Origin of the sequence: Chryseobacterium sp. SIMBA_028 (assembly GCF_046535285.1) — a bacterium.
Classification (GTDB): Bacteria; Bacteroidota; Bacteroidia; order Flavobacteriales; family Weeksellaceae; genus Chryseobacterium.
Window position 1 is genome coordinate 135,199 of the sequence record NZ_JAWRWZ010000010.1, and the last position, 22,977, is coordinate 158,175.

The window sequence follows — 22,977 nt, forward strand, 5'->3', positions numbered from 1 at the left end:
TGTCTGAATATGTTCAAACTTAAATATCTTCAAGTGAAAAGTCATATATTTTATAAATGTACATTCACTATCTTTACAAAAATTTAATACAGCTATGTTAAAAGCAGGTTTGGTAGGTGCCGGACACTTGGGAAAAATACACTTAAGACTTCTTAATCAATCTGATAGATATGAGTTTGTAGGTTTCCACGATAAAGATGTTGAAAACGGAAAAAAATTAGAAGCCGAATTCGGATATAAATATTTTGAAAATTTTGATGAATTGCTGGAGCAGATTGATATGCTGGACATTGTCACCCCGACAATTTACCACTATGATTATGCTTTAAAAGCGATTGAAAAAGGACTTCATTTCTTTATTGAAAAACCGGTAACCCAAACTCTTGAACAGGCAGAAGAAATCCTGCGTCTATGTCAGGAGAACGGTATTAAAGCACAGGTAGGACATGTTGAAAGATATAATCCTGCTTTTATTGCGACTAAGGAGTATATCAACAATCCAATGTTCATTGAAATTCACCGTTTGGCAGAATTTAATCCTCGTGGAACTGATGTTTCTGTGGTATTGGACCTTATGATCCACGATTTGGACATCTTATTAAGCATGGCTAAATCTAAGGTAAAAAACATCCATGCAAGCGGAGTTTGTGTGGTAAGCAAAACACCGGATATTGCCAATGCCAGAATAGAGTTTGAAAACGGATGTGTTGCCAATCTTACGACTTCCAGAATTTCTATGAAAGCCATGAGAAAAAGCAGATTCTTCCAGAAAGATGCTTATATTTCAGTAGATTTCCTTGAGAAAAAAGCAGAGGTCATCAGAATGAAGGATGCTCCTGAAACTCCCACTCCATTTGATATGATTATTGAAAATGCGGATGGAGAGAAAAATCAGATTTTGTTTGAATATCCAAATATTCAGCCTAACAATGCGATTCTTGATGAACTGAATTCGTTTGCAGATGCCATTACAGATGATAAAAATGTGGAAGTTTCTCTTGAAGACGGAACTGAGGCGTTAAAGATTGCCTTACAGATTATGAAATTGATTTCTTAATTATTAAGGTTTAAATATATATAAAAGGCTGTCTTTTTGAGACAGCTTTTTTCTTTACAATTTATTGCAAACTCAGAAAGTCTAATAGATTTTTTCAAGGTTTATAATGTTATGGCTTCCCTTATCACAACAGGAAATATTAATTTTAATTATTTGAAATAGAATCACAATAATTATCTTAAATTGCAATTCCATTTTTAACCTTTAAAAAGAGGACTTTACCTTTAGCCTTATGAAAAAAATAGCATTTCTTTTTCTTTTAATTTCGGCATTTGCATCATCACAGAAATCTGAATTGGAACAGAAAATAAGTTCTATTACAAAAGGTAAAAAAGCTACGGTGGGGGTTTCCGTTCTTGGGTTTGAAAACAGTTTTAAATACAGTGAAAACGGGGATCAAAAGTTACCACTGATGAGTGTTTTCAAGTTTCACATTGCCTGTGCTGCGCTGAATCTTATCGATAAGGGTCAATTATCACTGGACCAAAAAGTATTCATCAAAAAAGCCGATCTTCATGAAAAAACATGGTCTCCGTTTCGGGAAAAGTATCCTAATGGAAATATTGAAATTACTTTACATGAAATCATTGACTATACGGTAGCTTTAAGCGATAATAATCTTTGTGATGTACTCATAAAACTTGTTGGAGGTACCAAAGCCATCCAGCAATTTATGAATTCTAAAGGAGTAAAAGACTTCCAGATCAAATATACTGAACATGACATGGCTCTAAATGACTGGAAAGCATTGTATGAAAATTACAGCACGACCAATTCTACTGTACAAATGCTGAAAACATTCTATGACGGAAAATTGCTTTCCAAAAAATCTACAGATTATCTCATGCAAATTATGCTGGGGACTAAAACAGGAACCAATAAAATTATAGAACAACTCCCCAAAGGAACTCCTGTTGCCCATAAAACGGGGTCTTCGGGTAAACCCAATAATATTCTTACCGTTGCAGAAAATGACATGGGAGTCATCACTCTTCCCAATGGAAAACACTATGCAATTGCCATATTTGTAGTCAATTCTACAGAGGTAGAATCAACAAACTGCAAAATTGTGTCTGATATTTCCAAAGCGGTTTGGGACAATTTTAATAAGTAAAATAATAAGCTTAATTTTAGAGCAGAGAATTAGATCCATTCTTTGAATTCATCAGTATGAAAAAAGTAATATTAGCGGCGGCTTTATTTTGTTTTACATTCATCTTTTCACAGAAGAATCAAAACTATTTAGAGATTAGCTATGGAAGTGTTTGCTGTGGTCCTCTTTCTGAAAAACCAGTCATCAGTTTCTTAAAAGAGTTTAAGAAAAAAAATCAAATAAGAAGTCTGGAAATTCTTATGCAGAAAGGAATGGGAAGAGAGGGAGAATTTAACCTGTATGTTGGTACAGATTTTCTTACAACCAATCAAAGAAGTCGCCTTGTAAGGGGAATTACAGCAGCTGTTTCCAATCAGAACAACAACAGAAAAAGTGAAAACAATGGTAATGTAAACTTTGATCCGACAACCATTGTACACCAACAGGATCTTATAAAAGGAAAAAATTTAACTATCTATAAAAAATAAAGGAAAATGATCAAAAACATTGTAGTTATCGGAGCTGGAACCATGGGAAATGGTATTGCACACACTTTCGCACAAAGCGGTTTTAAGGTAAATCTTGTAGATGTATCTCAAGATGCCTTAGACAGAGGGTTGAAAACCATTACTACGAACCTTGACAGAATAATTGCAAAGGGTAACCTTACGGAAGAACAAAAAGCGGAAACACTAGGAAACATCACTACTTTCACAGCACTTAATGATGCAGTTGGAGCGGCAGATCTTATTGTAGAAGCTGCTACAGAGAATATGGATCTTAAATTAAAGATCTTCGGTCAAATGGATGAATTGGCTCCTGCTGATTGTATCCTTGCAACGAATACCTCTTCTATTTCCATTACTAAAATTGCTGCAGCTACTAAAAGAGCTGATAAAGTAATCGGAATGCACTTTATGAATCCTGTTCCTATCATGAAGCTTGTAGAGATCATTAAAGGATACTCCACTTCTAAGGAGACTTTTGATGCCATCTATGAAATGAGCAAAACTTTAGGTAAGGTTCCTGTAGAAGTAAATGATTATCCTGGTTTTGTGGCTAACAGAATTCTTATGCCAATGATTAATGAATCTATCGAGACACTTTACAACGGTGTGGCCGGAGTTGAAGAAATTGATACGGTAATGAAATTAGGAATGGCTCATCCAATGGGACCTCTTCAATTGGCAGATTTCATTGGTCTTGATGTATGTCTTGCCATCCTTAATGTGATGTATGACGGTTTCAAGAACCCTAAATATGCTCCAAATCCGCTGCTTGTAAACATGGTAACTGCTGGAAAACTGGGGGTAAAATCAGGGGAAGGCTTCTACGATTATTCTGAAAGCAAAAAAGCTGAAAAAGTTTCAAAAATGTTTTTGAAATAATTTTAAGTCAATAATTTTATTTATCTTTGAGAAAGTTAAAACATTAAAAAAATGAAATTACCAAAGTTTTTATTGGCAGATAATTCGGAATTTCCAGAAGATCTATTCGTAGTCCACACAGAATATCCAAGATTTATCCTAAACGTTGAGGAAGAGGAAGTTGAATGGTTAGATGATCTAGAAGGAGATGATGAAGAGACTATGGCAGACGAAGCTACAAAAGTAGTAGAAGCAGCATTCAAATGGTGTGATGAAGAGTTGGCTAAGTACGACGAAGAAGAGGAAGATTAATTACATAACACTCTAAACATAAAAAAGGAACTCAAATTGAGTTCCTTTTGTTTTATTCTGATTTGTTGAATTTCAACAATAAAAGATTGTCTTTATAAAGTTCTAAGGTATTCCCGGAAATTACGTACTTGTTGGCTTTCCCCATCATATCCATAAAGTTCTGTTCTACTCCAATGTTGTTACACATCATTTTTGTAGATCCCATCTGACCGGCAGAGAAGCTCCCTGAAGCAGGATCTATTTGTGCAGTTCCAAAATAGTTATTACAACCTGCATTTCCTGTGATCTTTTCTCCTTCAATATTCAATGTTGGAATTTTACCTTTTACATTGTCAGCCAAAGTCCATTTTGTATTGGCAAGAGCCGCCTGAGCTTTTCCTACTTTAGAGGCAGATGCACTGGTCATAGTTCCACATGAAGCTAATACCGCTGCTGTACATATACTTAAAAAAAGATTTTTCATTTTTTTCTTTTTGAATTAATCCAAATTTACGGATTTTATATTATTTAAACGGTTTCTGTAGAATTTTATTGTTCTTTAACAGTGGCTATTTTGGCTTTATTTTAAACACAAATACCATGAATAGCTTCATACCTAGCATCACTTTATCATAGACATCAGTCAATACCTATAAAAATATCACAAAAAAAACGGACTTAAAAAAAGCCCGTTTTATATATCTGTTATCTCTTATAATTAAGATCTTAATTCTGCATTGAATTCTTTCTGGAAAGACTTAATCAGGGAATCCATTACTTCTGTGATTTCCTTTTCTTCCAGTGTTTTTTCTTCGTTTAATAGCTCGAAGCTCATGGCATAAGATTTCTTGCTTTCAGGAAGATTTTTACCTTCGTATACATCGAATAGGTTAATACTCTTAATGAAAGGAGACTTATTTTTCTTTGCTGTCTGGTATAGTTCCTGATAGTTTACATTCTTATCAATCAATAAAGCAAGGTCTCTTCTGATCTTGTTGAATTTAGGAATATCCTTAAACTTCAATTCGTTTTTAGAACGTAATTCCTGTGCAAACTCAAGTTCAATTTCTGCATAGAAACAATCCTGGTCAATATCGAAATCCTTTAAAAGAGCCGGAGCAACTTTTCCGATTCTTACCAATGCTTTTCCATCTGCTTCATAAGTAAGGGCATCAGAGAATCTGTCATCAGATAAAGCTACTTCTTTGTAGTTGATCCCTAATCTTTCTAATAAAACTTTAACATAAGCTTTCAGATTGTAAAAGCTTACTGCTGATTTAGGCTGTAACCAGTTCTCTGCAACATCTCTTCCGGAAACAATAATCGCTAATTGTTTTCTTTCTTCGTATTTATCTTTTTTGTGATAGATCTTTCCGAATTCGAAGAACTTGATATCCTGATTCTTTCTGTTGATGTTATATACTGTATTCTGAAGAAGTCCTTCTAATAAGGATTTTCTCATGAATGCAAGATCACCACTTAGAGGGTTTAATAATTTCACTGCATCCGTTTCGTCTTTTACTGAAGTTAATGAGTTATTCATTACTTCATTGAAACCAAGACTTTGTAAAGTTCTTGCCCAGCTGTTTTCCAATTCATCCTGATCGTTGGCACTTAGCTTAACAGGGGTAAATGAAATTTTTTGCGGGGCATCAATTTTATTGTAACCGTAAATTCTTAAAATCTCCTCAATCACATCAATTTCTCTTGTTACATCTGCTCTGTAAGCAGGAACAGAGATTTCAAAACCGTTAGGAATTTCATTTAAAACCTGAATTTCCAATGCCTTTAAAATTTCCTTTACTTTTTCTCTGTGAATTTTTGTTCCTAAAATCTGCTCAATTTTAGAGAATCTAAGGATCACATAGCTATCCTCAATTTTTTTAGGATATTCTTCCAGCAATTCTCCAACTAGTTTCCCTTCTGCTATCTCCTGAATCATTTTAATAGCGTGAGTAATTGCTGTTCTTGTAATATTTGGATCTACCCCTCTCTCAAATCTGAAAGATGCATCTGTATTCAAGCTGTGAAGTTTTGCTCCTTTTCTTACTGCAATTGGATTGAAGTAAGCACTTTCAAGGAATATTGTTTTTGTAGTTTCAGATACTCCGGAGTTTTCTCCTCCGAAAACACCTGCAATACACATTGGATTATCTTTACCATCCTTGATCATGATTTCGGAACCATTCAATGTTCTTTCCACACCATCCAGGGTAGTAAACTTTGTTCCAGGTTTTACAACTCCTACTTTCACTTTTTTGTCTGCAATTTTATCTGCATCAAATGCGTGAAGCGGCTGTCCGTATCCGTGAAGAATATAGTTGGTAATATCTACTACGTTATTAATTGGGCTTAATCCGATTGCTTTTAGCCTGTCTTTTAACCAAGCCGGAGATTCTGCAACTTTTACATTCTCAATAACAGCTCCGATATATCTTGGACATAGCTCTGCGTCTTCAATTTCCAGTTTGAAATCATGAGTTCCTTCGTTATTTAAAACTTCTGAAGCTACTTTGTGGAACTTCGACTTCAATTGGTTGGTAGAAAGATAGGCATTCAGATCTCTTGCAACACCGTAGTGAGACATAGCATCTGTTCTGTTTGGTGTTAAACCAATTTCAAAAACCTCATCATTTGTCAATTCAAAATAGTCTGCAAAATTCTTTCCTACTTCATATTTGGTTTCATCCAACACCATGATTCCTCCATGATCTTCGCTAAGACCAAGTTCATCCTCCGCACAGATCATCCCCTGAGAAACCTCACCTCTGATTTTTGCTTCCTTAATTTCAAAAAAGTTTCCAGTTTTGTCATAGATTTTTGTCCCAACAACTGCTACAGGAACAGTTTGTCCTGCATCTACATTAGGAGCTCCGCAAACGATATTCAATACCTTTCCGTTTCCTACATCTACTGTTGTTTTCTTTAGTTTGTCAGCATTAGGATGTTTTTCACAGGTCAAAACCCTACCTACGACAATACCTTCCAGACTACCTCTTACACTTTCAAATTTATCTATCCCTTCAACCTCAAGACCTATATCTGTAAGGAATTCACCGATTCTTTCAGTTTTCAATTCCGTTGTCACAAAGTCCTTCAGCCAGTTGTTTGATATTTTCATTTGTTTATCTATCTACTTTTTTAATTGGTCAGATGAAACCGAAAGGTTCGCCTGCTTTATTTTGAAACTTTTATTTGAAACATCACGCAATTATTTTACGTAATTTTTCGAGGTACAAATGTCGTGTTTTTTTGAGAAATACAGAAATTTAGAAACAACTTTAAGACAAATAATTTTGATTCATTTCTCTTCGGAAGATTGGATAAATCGCTATTTTATTGACTTCATCTTAAAAATTCTTAATTGACAGCTGGCTTAACCACTTTCTTTACACTATCCGAAAACAATACAAGTCCGGCCGCCATCATGATAATATCCTTCAATACAAGACGTCCCGCTCCCGATAAATACGGAAATCCATACTGAGGGGTTGGGTAATCTCCCCCAAGATTAGGGACATAGACTTCCGGGGTCGTAACAAGAAATGAAAGTGTAACCAATGACATTAAAAATGTTAAAGCTCCTCCTATGGCACCTATTTTAGGAAACCAAATTCCCGATAATACTAAAACACCTATGATTAGAATCATTGCACCCAATCCGTATGAAAACCCATATGTTCCATTTTCCGTATGCCAGTCAATGTTTTTCTTGACTACTTTTCCTTCCGGATTTTTGTATAGTGTATATTCTGAAACCAGCTTTTGGTCATCATTAAGGGCCTTATTCCCTGCATTTTTATAAAAGAAACTCATCAGTGGGCTGTTGGCAACAAAGGAAACAATTCCGTCTGCCTCATATTGAAAAGCTTTAAGCCCGCCAATCCAGGCCATAACGATGAATATTGAAATTCTCAGAAAGTTGAAGAAATAAGTATCCAGTCTTAATAAACGGTAGTATAGTCTGCTGTTTTGCATATGATTTACTTTTTTTAACAAAGGTATTTACATACACAGCGCCTTAACATAGATATTTCAGGACATTACATGGACATTTTTGCCACTACAGAAATTCCTACTTTCTCTCTATATTTTTTGGGGGAGCAGCCTACAGATTTTTTAAAATACCTGCTGAAGTAAAATTCATCACCGAATCCTAGTTCCGAGGCAATTTCCTTTATGGAACGATAGGTTAAATGAAGCAATTTTTTGGCTTCCAGAATGATTCTTTCATTAATAAGCTGGGAAGGTGTTTTGGAAAATTTTTTTTTAACGGCTTTACTTAGAGTATTGTTCGTAATACTAAGCTTATCACTATAAAATGAGAGTTCCTTTTCATCCTTGAAATGAATTTCCAGCAGTTTCTGAAATTCAACAGTATTTTTACTGGGGAGCTTTTCATTGGAAACAGAACTACGTTCAATGCCGCTCTTTTGTTTACTGCATAAAGCAAGAATCAATTGGATGTAAGTCTTGATGATGGATTGTGAAAACAGATGGTCTTCAGATTCTTCTTTTTTGATATGTTTAAAAAGTTCCAGAATATAATCAAAACTGTCCTTTGTAAGCTCTATCCCCGGATTCATGTAAATATTATTGAAAAGAAGTCCGTTGCAGGCTACTTCTTCTTTATGATATTCAATGCAGTAATAATCGCCATGAAAGAAAAGAACATTAATATTTTCTTCAGATTCTGAGACTAATCTCAACTTTTGATAAGGTGAAAGAAACAGGATATTGTATCCATTATAAGAATAATTGATATCATCCACAGAAAAAAGACCCAACCCCTGCCACAAAACAACACTATAGTTTTCAGTGGTAAAATCTGAAAGAAAATCTGAAGGATGATAAGACTGTATTCTTGCTTCCATGATTTAAGATAAATTTCTTATTGAGTATAAAAAATAAAAGCCGGAAATTTAATTCCAGCTTTTATCTATTTGTCATTTAATATTACAATCCGATTACCGGCATTGATAACATTAAGATATTTTCGTTTTCTTCAAGACCATCAAGAGGCTCAATAATCCCCGGTCTGTTGGGTTGAGACATTTTCATGGTAATATCGTCAGAACCTAAGATCGTTAACATTTCAGTTAAGAATTTAGAGCTGAATCCGATATTGATATCTTCTCCGTTGTAGTCACAAGGTATCTGCATATCTGCCTTGTTTGCATATTCAGTATCTTCTGCATGCAGGTGAAGAATGTTTCCTGAAAGCTTAAATCTTACCTGATTGGTAGATTTGTTAGACATGATAGATGCTCTTTTGATCGCTCCCAGCAACAGGTTTCTGTTGATGGTCAATACATTTGGATTTTCCTTAGGAATTACCGCTGTATAGTTTGGATATTTTCCATCAATCAGTCTACAGATCCAGATATGCTTATCAAAAGTAAATTTAGCCATATTCTCATTGAAGTCGATTTTAACGTCTTCATTGGAACTTGCCAGAATATTCTTAAAAATATTCAACGGTTTTTTAGGCATGATAAACTCCATTGGTTCAGCATTCATAAGGTCTGTTCTTTTATAAACAACCAATCTGTGAGAATCTGTAGAAACAAAGTTGGTTTCATTTTCTCCAAACTGGAACAGAACTCCTGTCATTACCGGACGTAGAGAGTCATTACTTGTAGCAAATAATGTATTGGTTAAAGCTTCAGACAAAACACCTGCTGGCATTGTCACACTTTGTGATGCATCAAATTCTGGTAGCTCAGGGTAGTCATCAGCGTTGTCCAATGCTACTGCGAAATTATCTTTTTCATCTAAAATCTCAAGCTGGCTTCCAGTTCCCTCCGCATTGTCCTTTACAACAAATGTTAAAGGCTGTTCTCCATATGTCTTGATAAAATCCTGAAAAATTTTAGCAGGAACGGCAAATTTACCTGAATCATCAGACTTCACTTCCAAAGAAGTTACAAGAGTCGTCTCGCCGTCAGATGCTGTAATGGTAACATTATTTCCGTCTAATTCAAAAAGATAGTTTTCTAAAATCGGTCTCGATTGAGAGCTTGATATTACGCCACTTACAGTTTGCAACGCCTTCTGCAGTTCACCACTTGAAATAATAAATTTCATAGATTTATAAAATAAGTTTCTACAAATATAATAAATACATACAACAAAGAAAAAAATAATAGGGAGGAGTTTTGAACAAACATCGTCAATCTGTTTTAAGACCTGATATTATGTTCGCATTTCCAAGGGCTTCCACTTTTTTATCAAAAATATAGCTTTTGAAATCACTCCCATTGATTTTTCAATCCTGTATTCCAAATATAGCAGATTAAATTCAACAATCAAAGTACAAAACCTATCTTTGTTGAAAAAAGTAAAAGAGCCATGCAAAAACCGCAACTCCATAAAAGTTTTCTCAATGCTTTCCGCGGTGTTTTGGTGATGCTAAAAACGGAAAGGAATTTCCGGATTGAGTTTCTGGCTTTTCTTATCAATCTGTTTTTAATTTTTTATTTAAAACTATCCAACATTGATGCAGCTATTATTCTCATTGCCTCAGTGGCTGTTTTAAGTGCTGAAATTTTCAATACTGCCATTGAAAAGATCTGTGACATCATTCAGCCTGATTTCGACAAAAGAATAGGCTTTATTAAGGACATTTCAGCAGGAGCCGTAGTATTATTGGCTGCCATTTCTATAGTTATTGGCATCCTTGTTTACGGGAAATATATTTTTTAAGCGGTTCATCCCATCAAATTTTCATAAAATTCATATAAAGTTCCATTCATTTAATAATTTTTATTAAGTTCGCCAAAAATTCATTTTATGAAAAAGATAGTCGCTGGAATTTTAATATTGGGAACTCTTTCATCATGCAGCCTTGGTGATGATACTCCAACAGGAAATAATAACAACAATATTTATGACACTAATATTGTTGGACTTTGGAAAATACAAACTGAATATCAGATTTCAGGATCCGATAAGTCAACGGTAATCCATGAAAACACTCCTGATGATTGCAAAAAAAAGGGAACTTATGAATTTCGGAATGATGGAAAGTATTATATGAATGACTATAATACAGTGGGTTCCGCTTGCCAGAAAACAGAATCTACTCTTCCCTATTTTTATGATTCGACACAGATGAAACTTACCATTAACAATAATAATGCTGAAGTTCTGGATCTTTCCACCAGTAAACTTGTCATTTTAACTCCTGCTAACTATGATTATAATGGTGATAATACCAATGACTATATAAAAACTGTTTTTTATAAATAACCAGTGTAATAAAAATACTGAAGCCTCCTGATCATTTTTCAATGCTGGAGGCTTTTTTATGGTTAAATGGATAATGAAGTATTGCTATTTGCTTTATTGTATTGCAATAAAAATATCTACTTCTGCGTCTTCAGGATTCATTGCTTTTTCTCCATATATTTCAAAGTCGGCTGTAAATGTTCTGCCCAGATCCATGTTCCAGATTTTGATCCATTCGTTGATCACCAGATTTTCTGCTAAATTTCCCTTAGGTGTAAATTTCACATAGTCTCCACCATCAAAGGATTTACCAACCATTCCTTCTGGAACATGATCCAGACTGGCTACTTTGCATCCAAGGATTGTGGTATAAGGTTTTGTATGGTCTTTTTCATAATCTGTATAGATAGAATAAACTGCATTATCGATCTTATTGGGAATATTCTCCACAATATTTTCTTTCATTAATTGTTCCCACAACACCGGAATATCCTTTGCGGCCTGATTATTTTCATTGGTAGTTCTTACCGCAATTCCTATCACCTTAAAAGGCTCGACTTTCACGTTATTCATGTTTTAATTTTTCTTTTGTCTTTACCAAAGATAGAAATGAATTGTGACAACTGTTTGTCAGCAGGATTTCTGATAGCATTCAAATAAACAGTACGGAAAACTCATGCAAATTTTAAGTTTTGGCTAAAGCCTATGGATTGGTGGTTTAAAAATAAAACGGGCTAAAGCCCGTTTCTATTGATCTATTATTGTAATATTTATCGTTCTGTGTTTTATCTTAATCAATTCTAAGAAATGGAGATTATACTCCTACATAGATAAATCCTTTTTCTCCGGATTTAAAAATGGTTTCGATTCTTTTGTAATCATCTACTTCATATTCGTCCGCCTGAAGAATTTCATTCTCTGTGACTTCAAAAAGCATTCCTTCTACTTGATCTTGTTCATTTCCTGAGAACTCCAGAACGGGATGGTATTTCTGACCACTTTTCCGTAATACTTCAGGGTCTGTAATTTCAAGCATCCTTAGCGTATACCCTGATAGGGACTCTTTTTTCCCTTGTAAAATTCGTCCAAAGGTTTCAAGTTGAACCTGCTCTTTCTGCAATGTTCCGTAAGAAAATAAATGGGGCATTATAAGTATTTTTCAATGATTGGGATTGCAATTTCAGCCATCATTCCATAGCCTTTTTCATTCGGATGCACTCCGTCGGCGGAAAGCAAAATTTCTTTATCGGCCAAGATTGCTGTATAAAAATCTATGTATATTAAAGAATGATCCTGGGCAACATCCTTGAGAATTTGGTTGTAGGCAACTACTTCTTCGTTGGTCCTTACCTTCCCTGAACCGACTGCTACTCCATCTATATTTTTTGAAACCGGAAGAATACTTACCAAATAAATATCCTTTGAGAACTCTTTTGCATGTTGAACGGCTTTTATCATATTACTTTTAAATGTTTCCGGCTCTACCACCTGTACCCCTTCTTTTTTGGCAAGATCATTGGCTCCATAACTTATAAAAACCAAATTTCCGTCTGCTGAATTTCTAGCCTCTATTTCAGTGGTCATTCTCTTTAATAATCCTTCTGTAGTTTCCCCACCAATTCCCAGATTAAATAAAATTAATTCATCACCATTTCCCTCGTGGAATTTTTGCAGGGCATATCTTTTTAAAATATCAACCCAGCCCCCGAAAACGCCGTCATATTCTCCATACGTTATACTGTCTCCAAAGAACAGTCCATATACAATTTTCTTCATTCAATTCGTTCTTTTATTTATTATCTAAACCTGTTCAATGACTCAGGCTAAAAGCATTTAAAAATAGTATTCAAAGTAAAATAAAATCTTCTGAATACGCTCCATCTCTGTATGTTTTTTTAACATCTTTTTTAGGAAAAACAGACAAGTAAGAAGTTATAATTAAACTTCCGCCTTCTTATTTTATCAATCTAAGGTGAGGCTAATATTAGAATGAGACTGAATAATTTCAATTAAGACATCAAACAACGTCTGTCCTTTTCCTTTCATCAAATCATTCAATTTTTGCTGAATCAGTTCTCTATTAAACGGTTTTCCCTGTCTGATTTTATTCTCATAGAATTCTTGAGTAGCCTTAAACCCCAGATCTTCTTTTGATTTTTGAGATTCTTTCCAGACGATTTCAACTTCTTCATTGTTATCAAAAACACCGAAGCCTCCGTAAAGGATATCGTCAAAGCCATCCAAGGTTCCTACTTTCCAGTCAGTATCTTTCATTAAGACATCGGAAACTTCTTCATAGAATTCTGCTAAAGACGAAAAATGACCGCCATTGATGACGATCATTTTTCTTTTATTGTTATTTGAAGTATTCAACACCGTTTTTGAATATGTTGTGATAATTCGCGGTTGGTATATTCTTCATGAGACCCTCTGCAAAACGCTCCGGATGGCCCATCCTTCCGTAGATCTTTCCACATGGGCTTGTGATTCCTTCAATTCCGAATAATGAATTATTAGGGTTGAATGGCATTCCGTGGGCAATGTTTCCATCAAGATCAATGTATTGGGTTGCAATCTGTCCGTTTTCATATAACTTCTTGATTTCCTCTTCTGAAGCCATGAAACGTCCTTCACCGTGAGAAATAGGAATAGTGAACGTTTGACCTTTCATTCCTTTTAACCAAGGGCTTTCGTCATTTACAACCTGTACTGTTACCATCTGAGAGATATGTCTTCTGATAGCATTGTGAGCCAAGGTTGGTGAGTTTTCATCCAGATCCTTGATTCTTCCGTAAGGCAGCAATCCTGATTTAACAAGCGCCTGGAACCCGTTACAGATCCCGACGATTATCCCATCTCTGTCCAGTAATTCATGAACCGCATTTCTCATTTTTTCGTTTTTCAGAACGTTTACAATGAATTTTGCAGAACCATCCGGCTCATCACCGGCTGAGAACCCCCCTGAGAAAGCTAGAATCTGGGATGTTCTGATCTCTTCTACCCAAGCATCAATACTTTCATCCAGTAACTGGTGATTAATATTGATTAAAGGTAGGCTGCTTACTACAGCACCTTCTTTCTGGAATGCATTCAGCGTGTCATACTCACAGTTTGTCCCCGGAAATACTGGAGCAAAAACTTTAGGCTGTGCTATTCCATGTTTTTTGATAATGATATTTCTTGGATGGATTGAGTTTGACTTTTCGTCAATTTCCATCGTTATTTTTTCTTTTTCTACTGTTGGGAAAAGGCTTTCGAATGTACTGGTATTGGCAGACACAAGATCCAAGATACTAGATTCAAGATTGTTAATTTTCAAAATCCCTGAATCTTTTACTTCTCCAATCAACTGAAGAGCTGTTGAGCTTAATTCTTCTTTTGATTCAATGATTAAACTACCGATATTTTTAGCTAATAAAACAGTTTCATCAGCATTGATCTCAGCACCCAATCTGTTTCCGAAGCTCATTTTAGCTGCAGCTACTGCAACTCCACCCTCTTTCACTGTTTTTACAGAAACTATTTTTCCTGACTTGATGTTTTCAAAGATGAATTCATATACTTCTTTTAATGCATCATAATTCGGAAGACCACTTTCCTGAGAAATATGGTTAAAGAAATACAACTTGTTCCCCGCCGTTTTAAATTCAGGTGAAATGATATTTTGTTTGTCTCCGTTAGCACATGCAAAAGAGATCAAAGTTGGAGGAACATTCAGGTCCTGATAGGTCCCACTCATTGAATCTTTACCTCCAATGGCTGCAAGGCCAAGGTTGATCTGTGCGTCATAGGCTCCTAAAAGTGAAGCTAAAGGTTTACCCCATTTTTCAGGAGACTGGCCCAGCTTTTCGAAGTACTCCTGGAAGCTTAATCTGATATTTTTGTAATCACCCCCCATGGCAACAATCTTCGCCACACTTTCTACCACAGCATAAGATGCTCCTAATAGTGAGTTTTGCTTTGATATCTCAGCATCAAATCCCCAGCTTGCCAAGGAAACGGTTTTGATATCTTTTGCTCCTAAGACAGGGAGTGCCTGTACACTTCCTTCCATTAGGGTTTGCTGATATTTTCCTCCTAAAGGCATCGCAACAGTTGTTCCTCCTACTGAAGAGTCGAACATTTCCAATAATCCTTTTTGGGAAGCTACATTTTTATCTTTTAAAATGGTGATGAAGTTTTCTGCAGTGAATGCTTTCGTTTCTGCTTTTACTTCTCCAAGGTGATTGATTTTTACTTCCTGAGATTTTGAACATCCGTTGGTATCCAGAAATTCTCTTGAAAGGTCTACAATTTTGTCTCCTTTCCAGAACATCTGCATTCTTCCTGAATCTGTTACTTTTGCTACTTCTACGGCAACAATATTTTCAGCTTCACAGAACTTGATGAACTTTTCTTTATCTTTTGGTTCTACCACAACTGCCATTCTTTCCTGAGATTCGGAAATAGCTAATTCTGTTCCGTTTAATCCTTCATATTTTAATGGCAATACATCAAGGTTTACTTCCAGAGAGTCTGCAATCTCACCAATTGCCACAGAAACTCCACCGGCACCAAAGTCATTTGATTTCTTGATTAATCTTGTTACTTCAGGGTTTCTGAAAAGTCTTTGAATCTTACGCTCTTCTACGGCATTTCCTTTCTGAACTTCTGAACTCATGGTGTGAATAGAGGTTTCATCCTGTTCTTTTGAACTTCCGCTTGCTCCTCCAACACCGTCACGACCTGTAGCGCCTCCTAAAATGATAATTGAATCACCGTTTTCAGGCTTTTCACGTCTTACCCAATCAATAGGAACCGCTCCGGTAACGAAGCCTACTTCCATTCTCTTGGCTTTGTAGCCTTCATCATAGATTTCGGAAACCATTGTAGTGGCTAATCCGATCTGGTTACCGTAAGATGAGTATCCGTTGGCAGCTTGCTTTGTAATTGTTTTTTGAGGTAATTTACCTGGTAAGGTTTTATCAACTGATTCTAAAACGTCTGCAGCCCCTGTTAATCTCATCGCCTGGAACACGAAAGATCTTCCGGACAATGGATCTCTGATAGCTCCTCCCAAACATGTTGATGCTCCTCCAAAAGGTTCAATTTCTGTTGGGTGATTGTGGGTTTCGTTTTTGAATAATAAATACCAAGGTTCTTTTTTACCATCGTATTCTGCTTCAATCTGGATGGTACATGCATTGATCTCATCAGAAATCACCAGGTTATCCAGATTTCCAGTTTTATGGAAGTATTTACCACATACTGTTGCCAGATCCATTAAAGAGATTGGTTTCAGCTCACGGCCTAAGAATTTTCTTTTTTCGATATAATCATTGAAAATGGTTTCCAAGGTATGCTTGAAGTCTCCTTCAAACTGAATGTCTGACAATTCTGTTTCGAAAGTCGTGTGACGACAGTGGTCGCTCCAGTAGGTATCTAATACTTTAAGTTCAGTTTCTGTAGGGTTTCTCTGCTCAGTTTTAAAGTAGTCCTGAATAAATTTCAGGTCATCTAAGCCTAATGCAAACCCATGATTGTTATAGAAGTTTTCAAGCTCAGCATCGTTGAAATTGATGAAATTTTCGTGGATCAAAACCTTTGAAGGTGTTTCGTCTGCAGGAATATCCAGAATGGAAAGATCTTTTTCCTGAGATTCTACTTTATTGATCAAAAGATCCTTGATTTTAACAAGATCAGCTTCAGACACTCCTTCAAATTCGATCAGTTTACCACTTCTTACTTTTGACTTTTCATTTTCTGTCAGCAAAGCAATACACTGTTGTGCAGAGTCTGCTCTCTGATCATACTGGCCAGGCAAAAATTCCATACTGAAATGGGTATTTTTTGCAGGGTTTTCTGTGTGTAAAATATCAGTAACAGGGTCTACGAAAGTGTTGTTTACCACTTTTTCAAATTCTCCATCATTCAAATTGAAGATGTCATACACATTGTAGACTTTTACACTTTGAATTGCCGGAACAACCGCTTTTACTTCATCAAAAATTTTTGGACTTTCAACATCGAAAATTCCTCTTTTTTCTACGAAAATTCTTTTGTTATTAGACATTAGATGTCAGATTTTAATATTAGATTTATTTTTCTTTTTACTTTCTGAGTTCAGAGCATCCGTATGAGATTACTGTCTACGCTGGTTGCTCTTTTGGGTGTTACCATCCACCCTATAATATTGATTACAAATTTACTCTTTTTACTTTCTTTTTCCTCAATCTTTTTTTTATAATACCAATGCCAGATTATTATCTTTGGTGCCATCATTATTGGATGCATTTTTAGAAGCTCCAATCCATTCTTCTTTATTCAATACAAATTTAAAAGAATAGGGCTTTCCTTTTTCAAATTGAGAGACAGGAACCTCCAATTCATAGAGATTTTTATCCTTTTTGATCATCTGATATCCTTTATTTTCAGAATCCCAATTATTGAAACTTCCTGCTACAGCAACGGTATTGATCAGGTTTCCGTTCAGGTTTTTCGGATGCGTGTAAGAAAAAACGATTTTATCTCCCTTTACGGAATATCCATACACCTGCTTTTTATCTGAAGTTGAAGTAAGATCGGCTACTAAACTGTCCGTCCCATTATAAAGCGCGGTAAATGTTTCAGGTCCATTGATGTTCACGATTATACAAATTCCAATATTCAGCTCAGGAAATACAGTAAACAAGCTATTTATTCCATAGGATCCACCATGTTTAAATCCTCTTTTACCATGTTCAGTAATCCAGTATTTATCCCAAAAATATCCATACCATCCTTCTTTACTGTTGTTAATGTTTCTTTGAGACTCCTGTACTATTTTATCTTGTGGATTCAGTTCTTCTTTTAAAAACTTCACCATATCTCCCATTGTAGATTCGGTTTTCGAACCACCTGAACCCCATAAAAGGCTTTGTCCCACAGGCATCAGACGATAATTTTCATGATATCCATTAGCCTGAGCTTCATTTTTACCAAGTTCGAGTTTGGTATGATTCATTCCAGCTTTTGAGAAAATATTTTCTTTTAAAAGCGTTTCATAGCTTTTTCCGTAAATATTTTCCAGCATCAGACCAGCCAACTCAAGGCTTAAATTACTATAATTGTATTCTTTACCTGGCTCCATGTTTAGTTTGACAGTCGCCAGATCTTTTTTAAAGTCTTCTTTTGTATATCTTTCGTTAAGCTTCTCATAAAGAAAAGGAGTTTCATCCGTCATTTTTTTCCTTAATTCATCATCGTTAGGAAGATTTCTTGGAAGCGCTGTTTCGTAAGAGATTAAGTTTTTTATTTTTATGGGAACACCATTATATTCTAAGTTAGGGTAAGATCCTTTCAAGTATTTTCGAACATCATCATCAAGACTTATTTTACCCTCCAATACTGCCTGTGCCAATAACTGTCCTGTAAAAAGCTTGGTAATGGAAGCTATTGCAAAATAAGTAGTATCGTCTGCTTTATTTCCTTTTCCTTTGTCTATTTCACCAAAGTGCTTGGTGTAGATTTTTCCATCTTTAATGATTCCGACAGAAACAGAATATGCTTTGGACTCTTTTACCACTTTCTGAGCAGCAGCATCTATGATTGAGTAGACTTTTTTATCACTTTGTGCATGGTTCTTTGCAAATGCCAAGGCAAAAATAAATATAAGTATGCTTTTTCTCATTAAGTTTAATTCTGGTTATTTTTTGAATTTATTCGGGTTATTAGAATGTTTTTTTTGGTATTCTTCTGCTTGTTTGATCTCCTCTTTCAGCCATTTTCCGAAAGGAATCATTTTATCTTCATAATTTATTGTAAAAACGCTTTTCCCATCTTCTGACACAAAAAATTTCAGATCATCAAATGCTGCTAAGTTTGTTTTCTTATTATCATAGGTATTGATCTGATAATACGGAAAGTTTTCCTGTGGTCTTTCTACAATTTCAAAAAGAAGTTTTTTTTCATCTTCAGACATTTCATTATAAATGTTGACATAATGAACTGCCGAGATTATTTTATTGTATTTTTCAAAGAATTGAAGGATATTTTTTTCTTTTTCACTGTATTGAAATGAATATGGATAATATTTTCCATCGATATCAATGTCTTTCTCTGAATGTTTTGTAAGCGGCTGAACAGTTTCTCCTTTGATATTCATCACTCCCCAAGTACCCCCTACGATTGCAGGATGCTCATCATCTGTTTTCTCCCAGTCACAACCATCACAGAATACGGCATATCCATAATTAAAAGATGCTGAAAAGTCATGATTAGGCTGAATGACGGTTTTTCCATTTCTGTCTGCAAATCCTATTTTTCCATTTTTTACAAACCTCCTTAGTCCTTCTGAAAAATAGTCTGCTCCGTTATCGTACAAATAAGGTTTGTACAAAAAATTACCTTTTCTGTCATAAACGTATCCAAAGCTATTTTTTTCATATTTGTCGTTTCTTTTCCCACCAGGAAAGAGAATGGTTTCATTGCCAATTCCATCTTGCAGTAATTCTCCGTCTTTGATTCCGGTATAATCTTTAAATTCTGCAGGAATGATGATTTTTCCAGTCTGGTCTTTAACTCCTATTAAAGAATCTTTGGAAATAAAATACCTCAGTGCTTCTTTCTTCTGAGAGAAAAACAGTACGGGAATCATTGCAATCAATAAAAGGGTTTTGTTCATGGCAGGTTAGAAATAAAAAATGCAGCCCAAAAAGGCTGCATCCTGTTTTATACTTTAAGATCAGCTTCTAATCCTATCAAGTCTTTATTTTGGTCTATAATCGGCTGCACTTCATTCTTGACAAATTCTTCTGTCTGAATCGGTGCGAACCCAATAAAGTTCTTCGGATCTAAAACTTCTTTTAATTTTGATTTATCTAACTTTAAAGAATCATCATTTAGGATTCTTTCGATAAGGTCATTTTCTTTCCCTTCCTCTTTTACTTTCTTGGAAGCTTCCATAGAATGAACTCTGATGACTTCGTGAATTTCCTGACGGTCACCACCTGCTTTCACTTCTTCCATGATAATATATTCTGTTGCCATGAAAGGAAGTTCTTCTTCAATGTGCTTGTTGATTCTGTTAGGATACACTACAATTCCGTTCATAATATTGTTCCAGATCAATAAGATGGCATCTACTGCCAGGAACGCCTGTGGAATAGTTAATCTCTTGTTTGCAGAATCATCCAGTGTTCTTTCAAACCACTGGGTAGAAGCTACCATTGCAGAACTCGTCGTTAAGGACATTACATATTTTGCCAATGCTCCAATTCTTTCACTTCTCATTGGATTACGCTTGTAGGCCATTGCCGATGAACCGATCTGGTTTTTCTCGAATGGTTCTTCAATTTCCTTAAGATTTTGAAGTAAACGTAAATCGTTCGTGAATTTGTGAGCAGACTGAGCGATATTTCCTAATAAGGCAACAACCTTAGCATCAATTTTTCTGTCATAAGTTTGTCCGGAAACTCCGAAAACTTTTTCAAAACCGAATCTTTTTGAAAGTTCTTTATCTAAGTGTTTTACTTTAGAATAATCACCGTTGAAAAGCTCAAGGAAACTGGCAGCCGTTCCTGTAGTTCCTTTTACGCCTCTGAAACGAAGGGTTTCCAGGAAGAAATCAAGCTCTTCAATATCAAGAACTAAACTCTGTAACCAAAGTGTAGCTCTTTTCCCAACCGTTGTTAACTGAGCTGGCTGGAAGTGGGTGAATCCTAACGTTGGAAGATCTTTATATTGAATGGCAAAATCTGCCAAGTTTTTCATTACGTTAACTAACTTTTTCTTTAGAATTAAAAGTCCGTCACGAATTTGAATTAAGTCTGTATTGTCTCCTACAAAAGCTGAAGTAGCTCCCAAGTGGATAATTCCCTTTGCTGAAGGTGCCACATCACCATACGTGTGAACGTGAGCCATTACATCATGACGGAATTTCTTTTCGTATTCTGCTGCTTTATCAAAATCGATATTTTCAGCATTAGCCTTTAATTCAGCGATTTGTTCGTCTGTAATGTCAAGACCTAAGTCTTTTTCGATCTCTGCTAAAGCGATCCAAAGCTTTCTCCAGGTACGGAATTTGTTATTATGTGAGAAATTAAACAACATTTCTTCACTGGAATAGCGCTCTTCCAATGGATTTTTGTAGGAATTCATTCTTTCTTTTACTTTTTAGATGTACAAAAATACGGTTTTTCAGTGAGAGATAAAAATCTTGCTTTTATGATTTTTGTAGTCTTTATTATGGGAAGACCTTCTGAAATTTTCTCGGCTATAAATCCAGTAAGATTTCCATTTTTATCAACTGTTGTTCTTCCTTGCTTGATACTTGTAGTTTTTATAACTACCCACTCCAAAGACTACATTATCCGTCTTTAGATGGTTCATCCCAAATGGGTAATAGTCATTGGCATCTGTAATCTCCAGAGCTCCTGCGCTGTTTTTGGCAAAGCTTACCCTCGCGTTTCCTAAATGATTCCTATACTGGTAAATATACATTTTTCTTTGAATTACAGCATCCTAAATGAAGCGCCCTTGAAAAATAGTATGATACAAGACAAAATCATAATAGGAAGATTCTATTATGATTTAAATATTTTTGAGTGAGTAAACTATTCAATCTTTTTAAGGACAAGATATAAAAACAAAAACCCCTCGCAATTTGTGAGGGTTTATTTTTTGTGAGAGTTTATTTTTATCTGCTCAAAGTTACAAACTTTGCGCAGCGGGGGATTTTTCTATTTCATCAGGAAGAAGAGTCTTTTGAGAACAAAAAAACAACAGTATTGTATCTTCTTTTAATCAGTAGTAAAATAAATAATGACAGCCTTTTCAATATAATGCAGATGGTCTCAAAACAGACAGAGGGAAGATTTAACGTCGTACCGATTGCACATTCAGGGGCGTGGATACAGGAGCATCTTTGGGAGTATCAGGGGTTTTTCCAAAAAGTGATGATTCCTGAAAATTCAATATTCCAGGCAGATGTTCCAACGGTAATCCATTGGCACAAAGAACAACTGTACTCAGATACCTGCGCAATGCAGTACAGGGACTGTAATGAACTGTATAATAAGTATAAACTATTGCGCTCACAGGAAGAACTAAAATCCAATGAGGGTTTAGGGTTGATTCTGAGTGCGCTCTTTTATAGGATTGGCGCCATATTTCCGTATGCAACTCTTGGTTACCGTCCCAACGACATCAACATCCGGATTCTCTGGAAGCTCTGCGAGTACGCAGACCCAAAGGTCAAAAACCTTGACTACCTTATCCAAAAACTGCCGTTTGATTTCTTCGAGTTCATTAATCCAAACAAAAACCTGTACAGGAACTCCCAATTCCTTGACGAAGACACTCTTTTCATCCTCGATGAACTGGCGCAGGGTTTCCTTGACATTTTGGATGGTCATCTTGAATGGTCATTTTGTTAATTAAGAACAATGAAGCCAACTCAATTGAGTTGGCTTACTTATTATATCCAGATTAAAAATCCAAGCTATTGAGTATCTTTATTTTTTTGCTGTTCGATATATTCTTCAGAATAAGGTCCTGTGTGATTTTGTTTTGCTTGTGCAAATAATAAATAATATGAAAATAGCATATTGCTAATTATCAAGATTATCACACTCCAAACAATTAACCCTCCTTTTTTATTTTTCTCTTTTGGTAACTTATCAAAGTTATTGACCATACCTTTCCATTGATTGTTATGATGAAAAATAAAATAATTGGGGATGACTATAAATAAAATTCCTATCCAAACAATTGTATTACCTAATTCTTGATGATTATCCGTAAAAATAGAATAATATATAAATAGCGGAAACAATGTAAAAAAACATAATACATCTAAAACCAAACCTGCTTTCCAATCACTCCAAAACTTTCCTCCCGATAAATCTGAAGTATATTCTATAGAACGGTAAATTTTATAAAAGAAATAATAATAGGCACTTTTTATCTTTTTCATATCTATA

Annotated in this window: 23 protein-coding genes; 8 read left to right on the top strand and 15 right to left on the bottom strand. The window is 35.3% G+C overall.

The genetic code is table 11. The annotated features are described in order from the left end of the window. Nucleotides 1–94: 94 nt before the first annotated feature. The 5 genes from SCA31_RS14735 to SCA31_RS14755 all read left to right on the top strand — a co-directional run bounded on the left by SCA31_RS14735 (nt 95) and on the right by SCA31_RS14755 (nt 3,829). Nucleotides 95–1,057 (top strand): Gfo/Idh/MocA family protein, encoded by a 963-nt coding sequence (locus tag SCA31_RS14735; protein WP_410697720.1) that lies wholly within the window; start codon nt 95–97, stop codon nt 1,055–1,057. Nucleotides 1,058–1,289: 232 nt separating this feature from the next. Continuing rightward, the gene (gene bla-A, locus SCA31_RS14740; RefSeq protein WP_410697721.1) at nt 1,290–2,171 is read left to right on the top strand and encodes a CGA/CIA family class A beta-lactamase; all 882 of its coding nucleotides are present in this window, start codon (nt 1,290–1,292) and stop codon (nt 2,169–2,171) included. A 56-nt stretch (nt 2,172–2,227) separates the two neighbouring features. After that, nucleotides 2,228–2,638, top strand: a complete 411-nt coding sequence (locus SCA31_RS14745; protein ID WP_410697722.1) for a hypothetical protein — start codon at nt 2,228–2,230, stop codon at nt 2,636–2,638. 9 nt (nt 2,639–2,647) lie between these two features. Next, nucleotides 2,648–3,538 carry a 3-hydroxybutyryl-CoA dehydrogenase gene (locus tag SCA31_RS14750; protein ID WP_410697812.1) on the top strand — a complete coding sequence of 297 codons (891 nt, stop codon included), beginning with the start codon at nt 2,648–2,650 and terminating at the stop codon, nt 3,536–3,538. Between the two features lie 51 nt (nt 3,539–3,589). Next, nucleotides 3,590–3,829 carry a hypothetical protein gene (locus SCA31_RS14755; protein ID WP_002977986.1) on the top strand — a complete coding sequence of 80 codons (240 nt, stop codon included), beginning with the start codon at nt 3,590–3,592 and terminating at the stop codon, nt 3,827–3,829. 52 nt (nt 3,830–3,881) lie between these two features. On the opposite strand, the gene SCA31_RS14760 is transcribed toward SCA31_RS14755, so the two are convergent. From SCA31_RS14760 to dnaN, 5 genes are all read right to left on the bottom strand, one after another. Further along, nucleotides 3,882–4,292, bottom strand: coding sequence for an META domain-containing protein (locus SCA31_RS14760; RefSeq protein WP_076351238.1), 411 nt, complete (start codon nt 4,290–4,292; stop codon nt 3,882–3,884). 234 nt (nt 4,293–4,526) lie between these two features. Further along, the gene (pheT, locus tag SCA31_RS14765) at nt 4,527–6,929 is read right to left on the bottom strand and encodes a phenylalanine--tRNA ligase subunit beta (protein ID WP_410697723.1); all 2,403 of its coding nucleotides are present in this window, start codon (nt 6,927–6,929) and stop codon (nt 4,527–4,529) included. Between the two features lie 239 nt (nt 6,930–7,168). After that, entirely contained in the window at nt 7,169–7,786 is a 618-nt protein-coding gene (locus tag SCA31_RS14770) for a DUF417 family protein (RefSeq protein ID WP_410697724.1), read from the bottom strand. A gap of 65 nt (nt 7,787–7,851) precedes the next feature. Next, nucleotides 7,852–8,682: a helix-turn-helix domain-containing protein gene (locus SCA31_RS14775; protein ID WP_410697725.1), complete on the bottom strand. Its 831-nt coding sequence runs from the start codon at nt 8,680–8,682 to the stop codon at nt 7,852–7,854. Nucleotides 8,683–8,764: 82 nt separating this feature from the next. Next, complete coding sequence (gene dnaN / locus SCA31_RS14780) at nt 8,765–9,895, bottom strand: DNA polymerase III subunit beta (protein WP_076351230.1); 1,131 nt, start codon at nt 9,893–9,895, stop codon at nt 8,765–8,767. 264 nt (nt 9,896–10,159) lie between these two features. On the opposite strand from dnaN, the gene SCA31_RS14785 reads away from it, so the two are divergent. Both SCA31_RS14785 and SCA31_RS14790 read left to right on the top strand, forming a co-directional pair. After that, nucleotides 10,160–10,513 carry a diacylglycerol kinase family protein gene (locus tag SCA31_RS14785; protein WP_410697726.1) on the top strand — a complete coding sequence of 118 codons (354 nt, stop codon included), beginning with the start codon at nt 10,160–10,162 and terminating at the stop codon, nt 10,511–10,513. Between the two features lie 87 nt (nt 10,514–10,600). Continuing rightward, nucleotides 10,601–11,059 carry a lipocalin family protein gene (locus tag SCA31_RS14790; protein WP_410697727.1) on the top strand — a complete coding sequence of 153 codons (459 nt, stop codon included), beginning with the start codon at nt 10,601–10,603 and terminating at the stop codon, nt 11,057–11,059. A gap of 93 nt (nt 11,060–11,152) precedes the next feature. Here SCA31_RS14790 and SCA31_RS14795 read toward each other — a convergent pair whose 3' ends face one another. The 9 genes from SCA31_RS14795 to SCA31_RS14835 all read right to left on the bottom strand — a co-directional run bounded on the left by SCA31_RS14795 (nt 11,153) and on the right by SCA31_RS14835 (nt 21,496). After that, on the bottom strand, nt 11,153–11,611 hold the full coding sequence (locus SCA31_RS14795) for a GyrI-like domain-containing protein (protein ID WP_410697728.1): 459 nt from the start codon (nt 11,609–11,611) through the stop codon (nt 11,153–11,155). A 241-nt stretch (nt 11,612–11,852) separates the two neighbouring features. Then, the gene (locus SCA31_RS14800; RefSeq protein ID WP_410697729.1) at nt 11,853–12,185 is read right to left on the bottom strand and encodes a gamma-glutamylcyclotransferase family protein; all 333 of its coding nucleotides are present in this window, start codon (nt 12,183–12,185) and stop codon (nt 11,853–11,855) included. After that, the gene (locus SCA31_RS14805; RefSeq protein WP_410697730.1) at nt 12,185–12,814 is read right to left on the bottom strand and encodes an SGNH/GDSL hydrolase family protein; all 630 of its coding nucleotides are present in this window, start codon (nt 12,812–12,814) and stop codon (nt 12,185–12,187) included. The genes SCA31_RS14800 and SCA31_RS14805 overlap by 1 nt, the downstream gene beginning before the upstream one ends. Nucleotides 12,815–13,000: 186 nt before the next feature. Beyond that, entirely contained in the window at nt 13,001–13,414 is a 414-nt protein-coding gene (locus SCA31_RS14810) for a ribonuclease inhibitor (protein ID WP_410697731.1), read from the bottom strand. Next, nucleotides 13,395–17,090 (bottom strand): phosphoribosylformylglycinamidine synthase, encoded by a 3,696-nt coding sequence (locus SCA31_RS14815; protein ID WP_410697732.1) that lies wholly within the window; start codon nt 17,088–17,090, stop codon nt 13,395–13,397. The genes SCA31_RS14810 and SCA31_RS14815 overlap by 20 nt, the downstream gene beginning before the upstream one ends. A gap of 168 nt (nt 17,091–17,258) precedes the next feature. Then, on the bottom strand, nt 17,259–18,686 hold the full coding sequence (locus SCA31_RS14820) for a serine hydrolase (RefSeq protein WP_410697733.1): 1,428 nt from the start codon (nt 18,684–18,686) through the stop codon (nt 17,259–17,261). Between the two features lie 15 nt (nt 18,687–18,701). Then, complete coding sequence (locus SCA31_RS14825; protein WP_410697734.1) at nt 18,702–19,679, bottom strand: WG repeat-containing protein; 978 nt, start codon at nt 19,677–19,679, stop codon at nt 18,702–18,704. 47 nt (nt 19,680–19,726) lie between these two features. Then, entirely contained in the window at nt 19,727–21,154 is a 1,428-nt protein-coding gene (gene purB / locus SCA31_RS14830) for an adenylosuccinate lyase (RefSeq protein ID WP_410697735.1), read from the bottom strand. A 144-nt stretch (nt 21,155–21,298) separates the two neighbouring features. Then, on the bottom strand, nt 21,299–21,496 hold the full coding sequence (locus SCA31_RS14835) for a hypothetical protein (protein ID WP_410697736.1): 198 nt from the start codon (nt 21,494–21,496) through the stop codon (nt 21,299–21,301). Between the two features lie 287 nt (nt 21,497–21,783). On the opposite strand from SCA31_RS14835, the gene SCA31_RS14840 reads away from it, so the two are divergent. Next, on the top strand, nt 21,784–22,431 hold the full coding sequence (locus tag SCA31_RS14840; RefSeq protein ID WP_410697737.1) for a hypothetical protein: 648 nt from the start codon (nt 21,784–21,786) through the stop codon (nt 22,429–22,431). 65 nt (nt 22,432–22,496) lie between these two features. On the opposite strand, the gene SCA31_RS14845 is transcribed toward SCA31_RS14840, so the two are convergent. Further along, complete coding sequence (locus SCA31_RS14845) at nt 22,497–22,970, bottom strand: hypothetical protein (RefSeq protein WP_410697738.1); 474 nt, start codon at nt 22,968–22,970, stop codon at nt 22,497–22,499. Between the last annotated feature and the right edge of the window lie 7 nt (nt 22,971–22,977).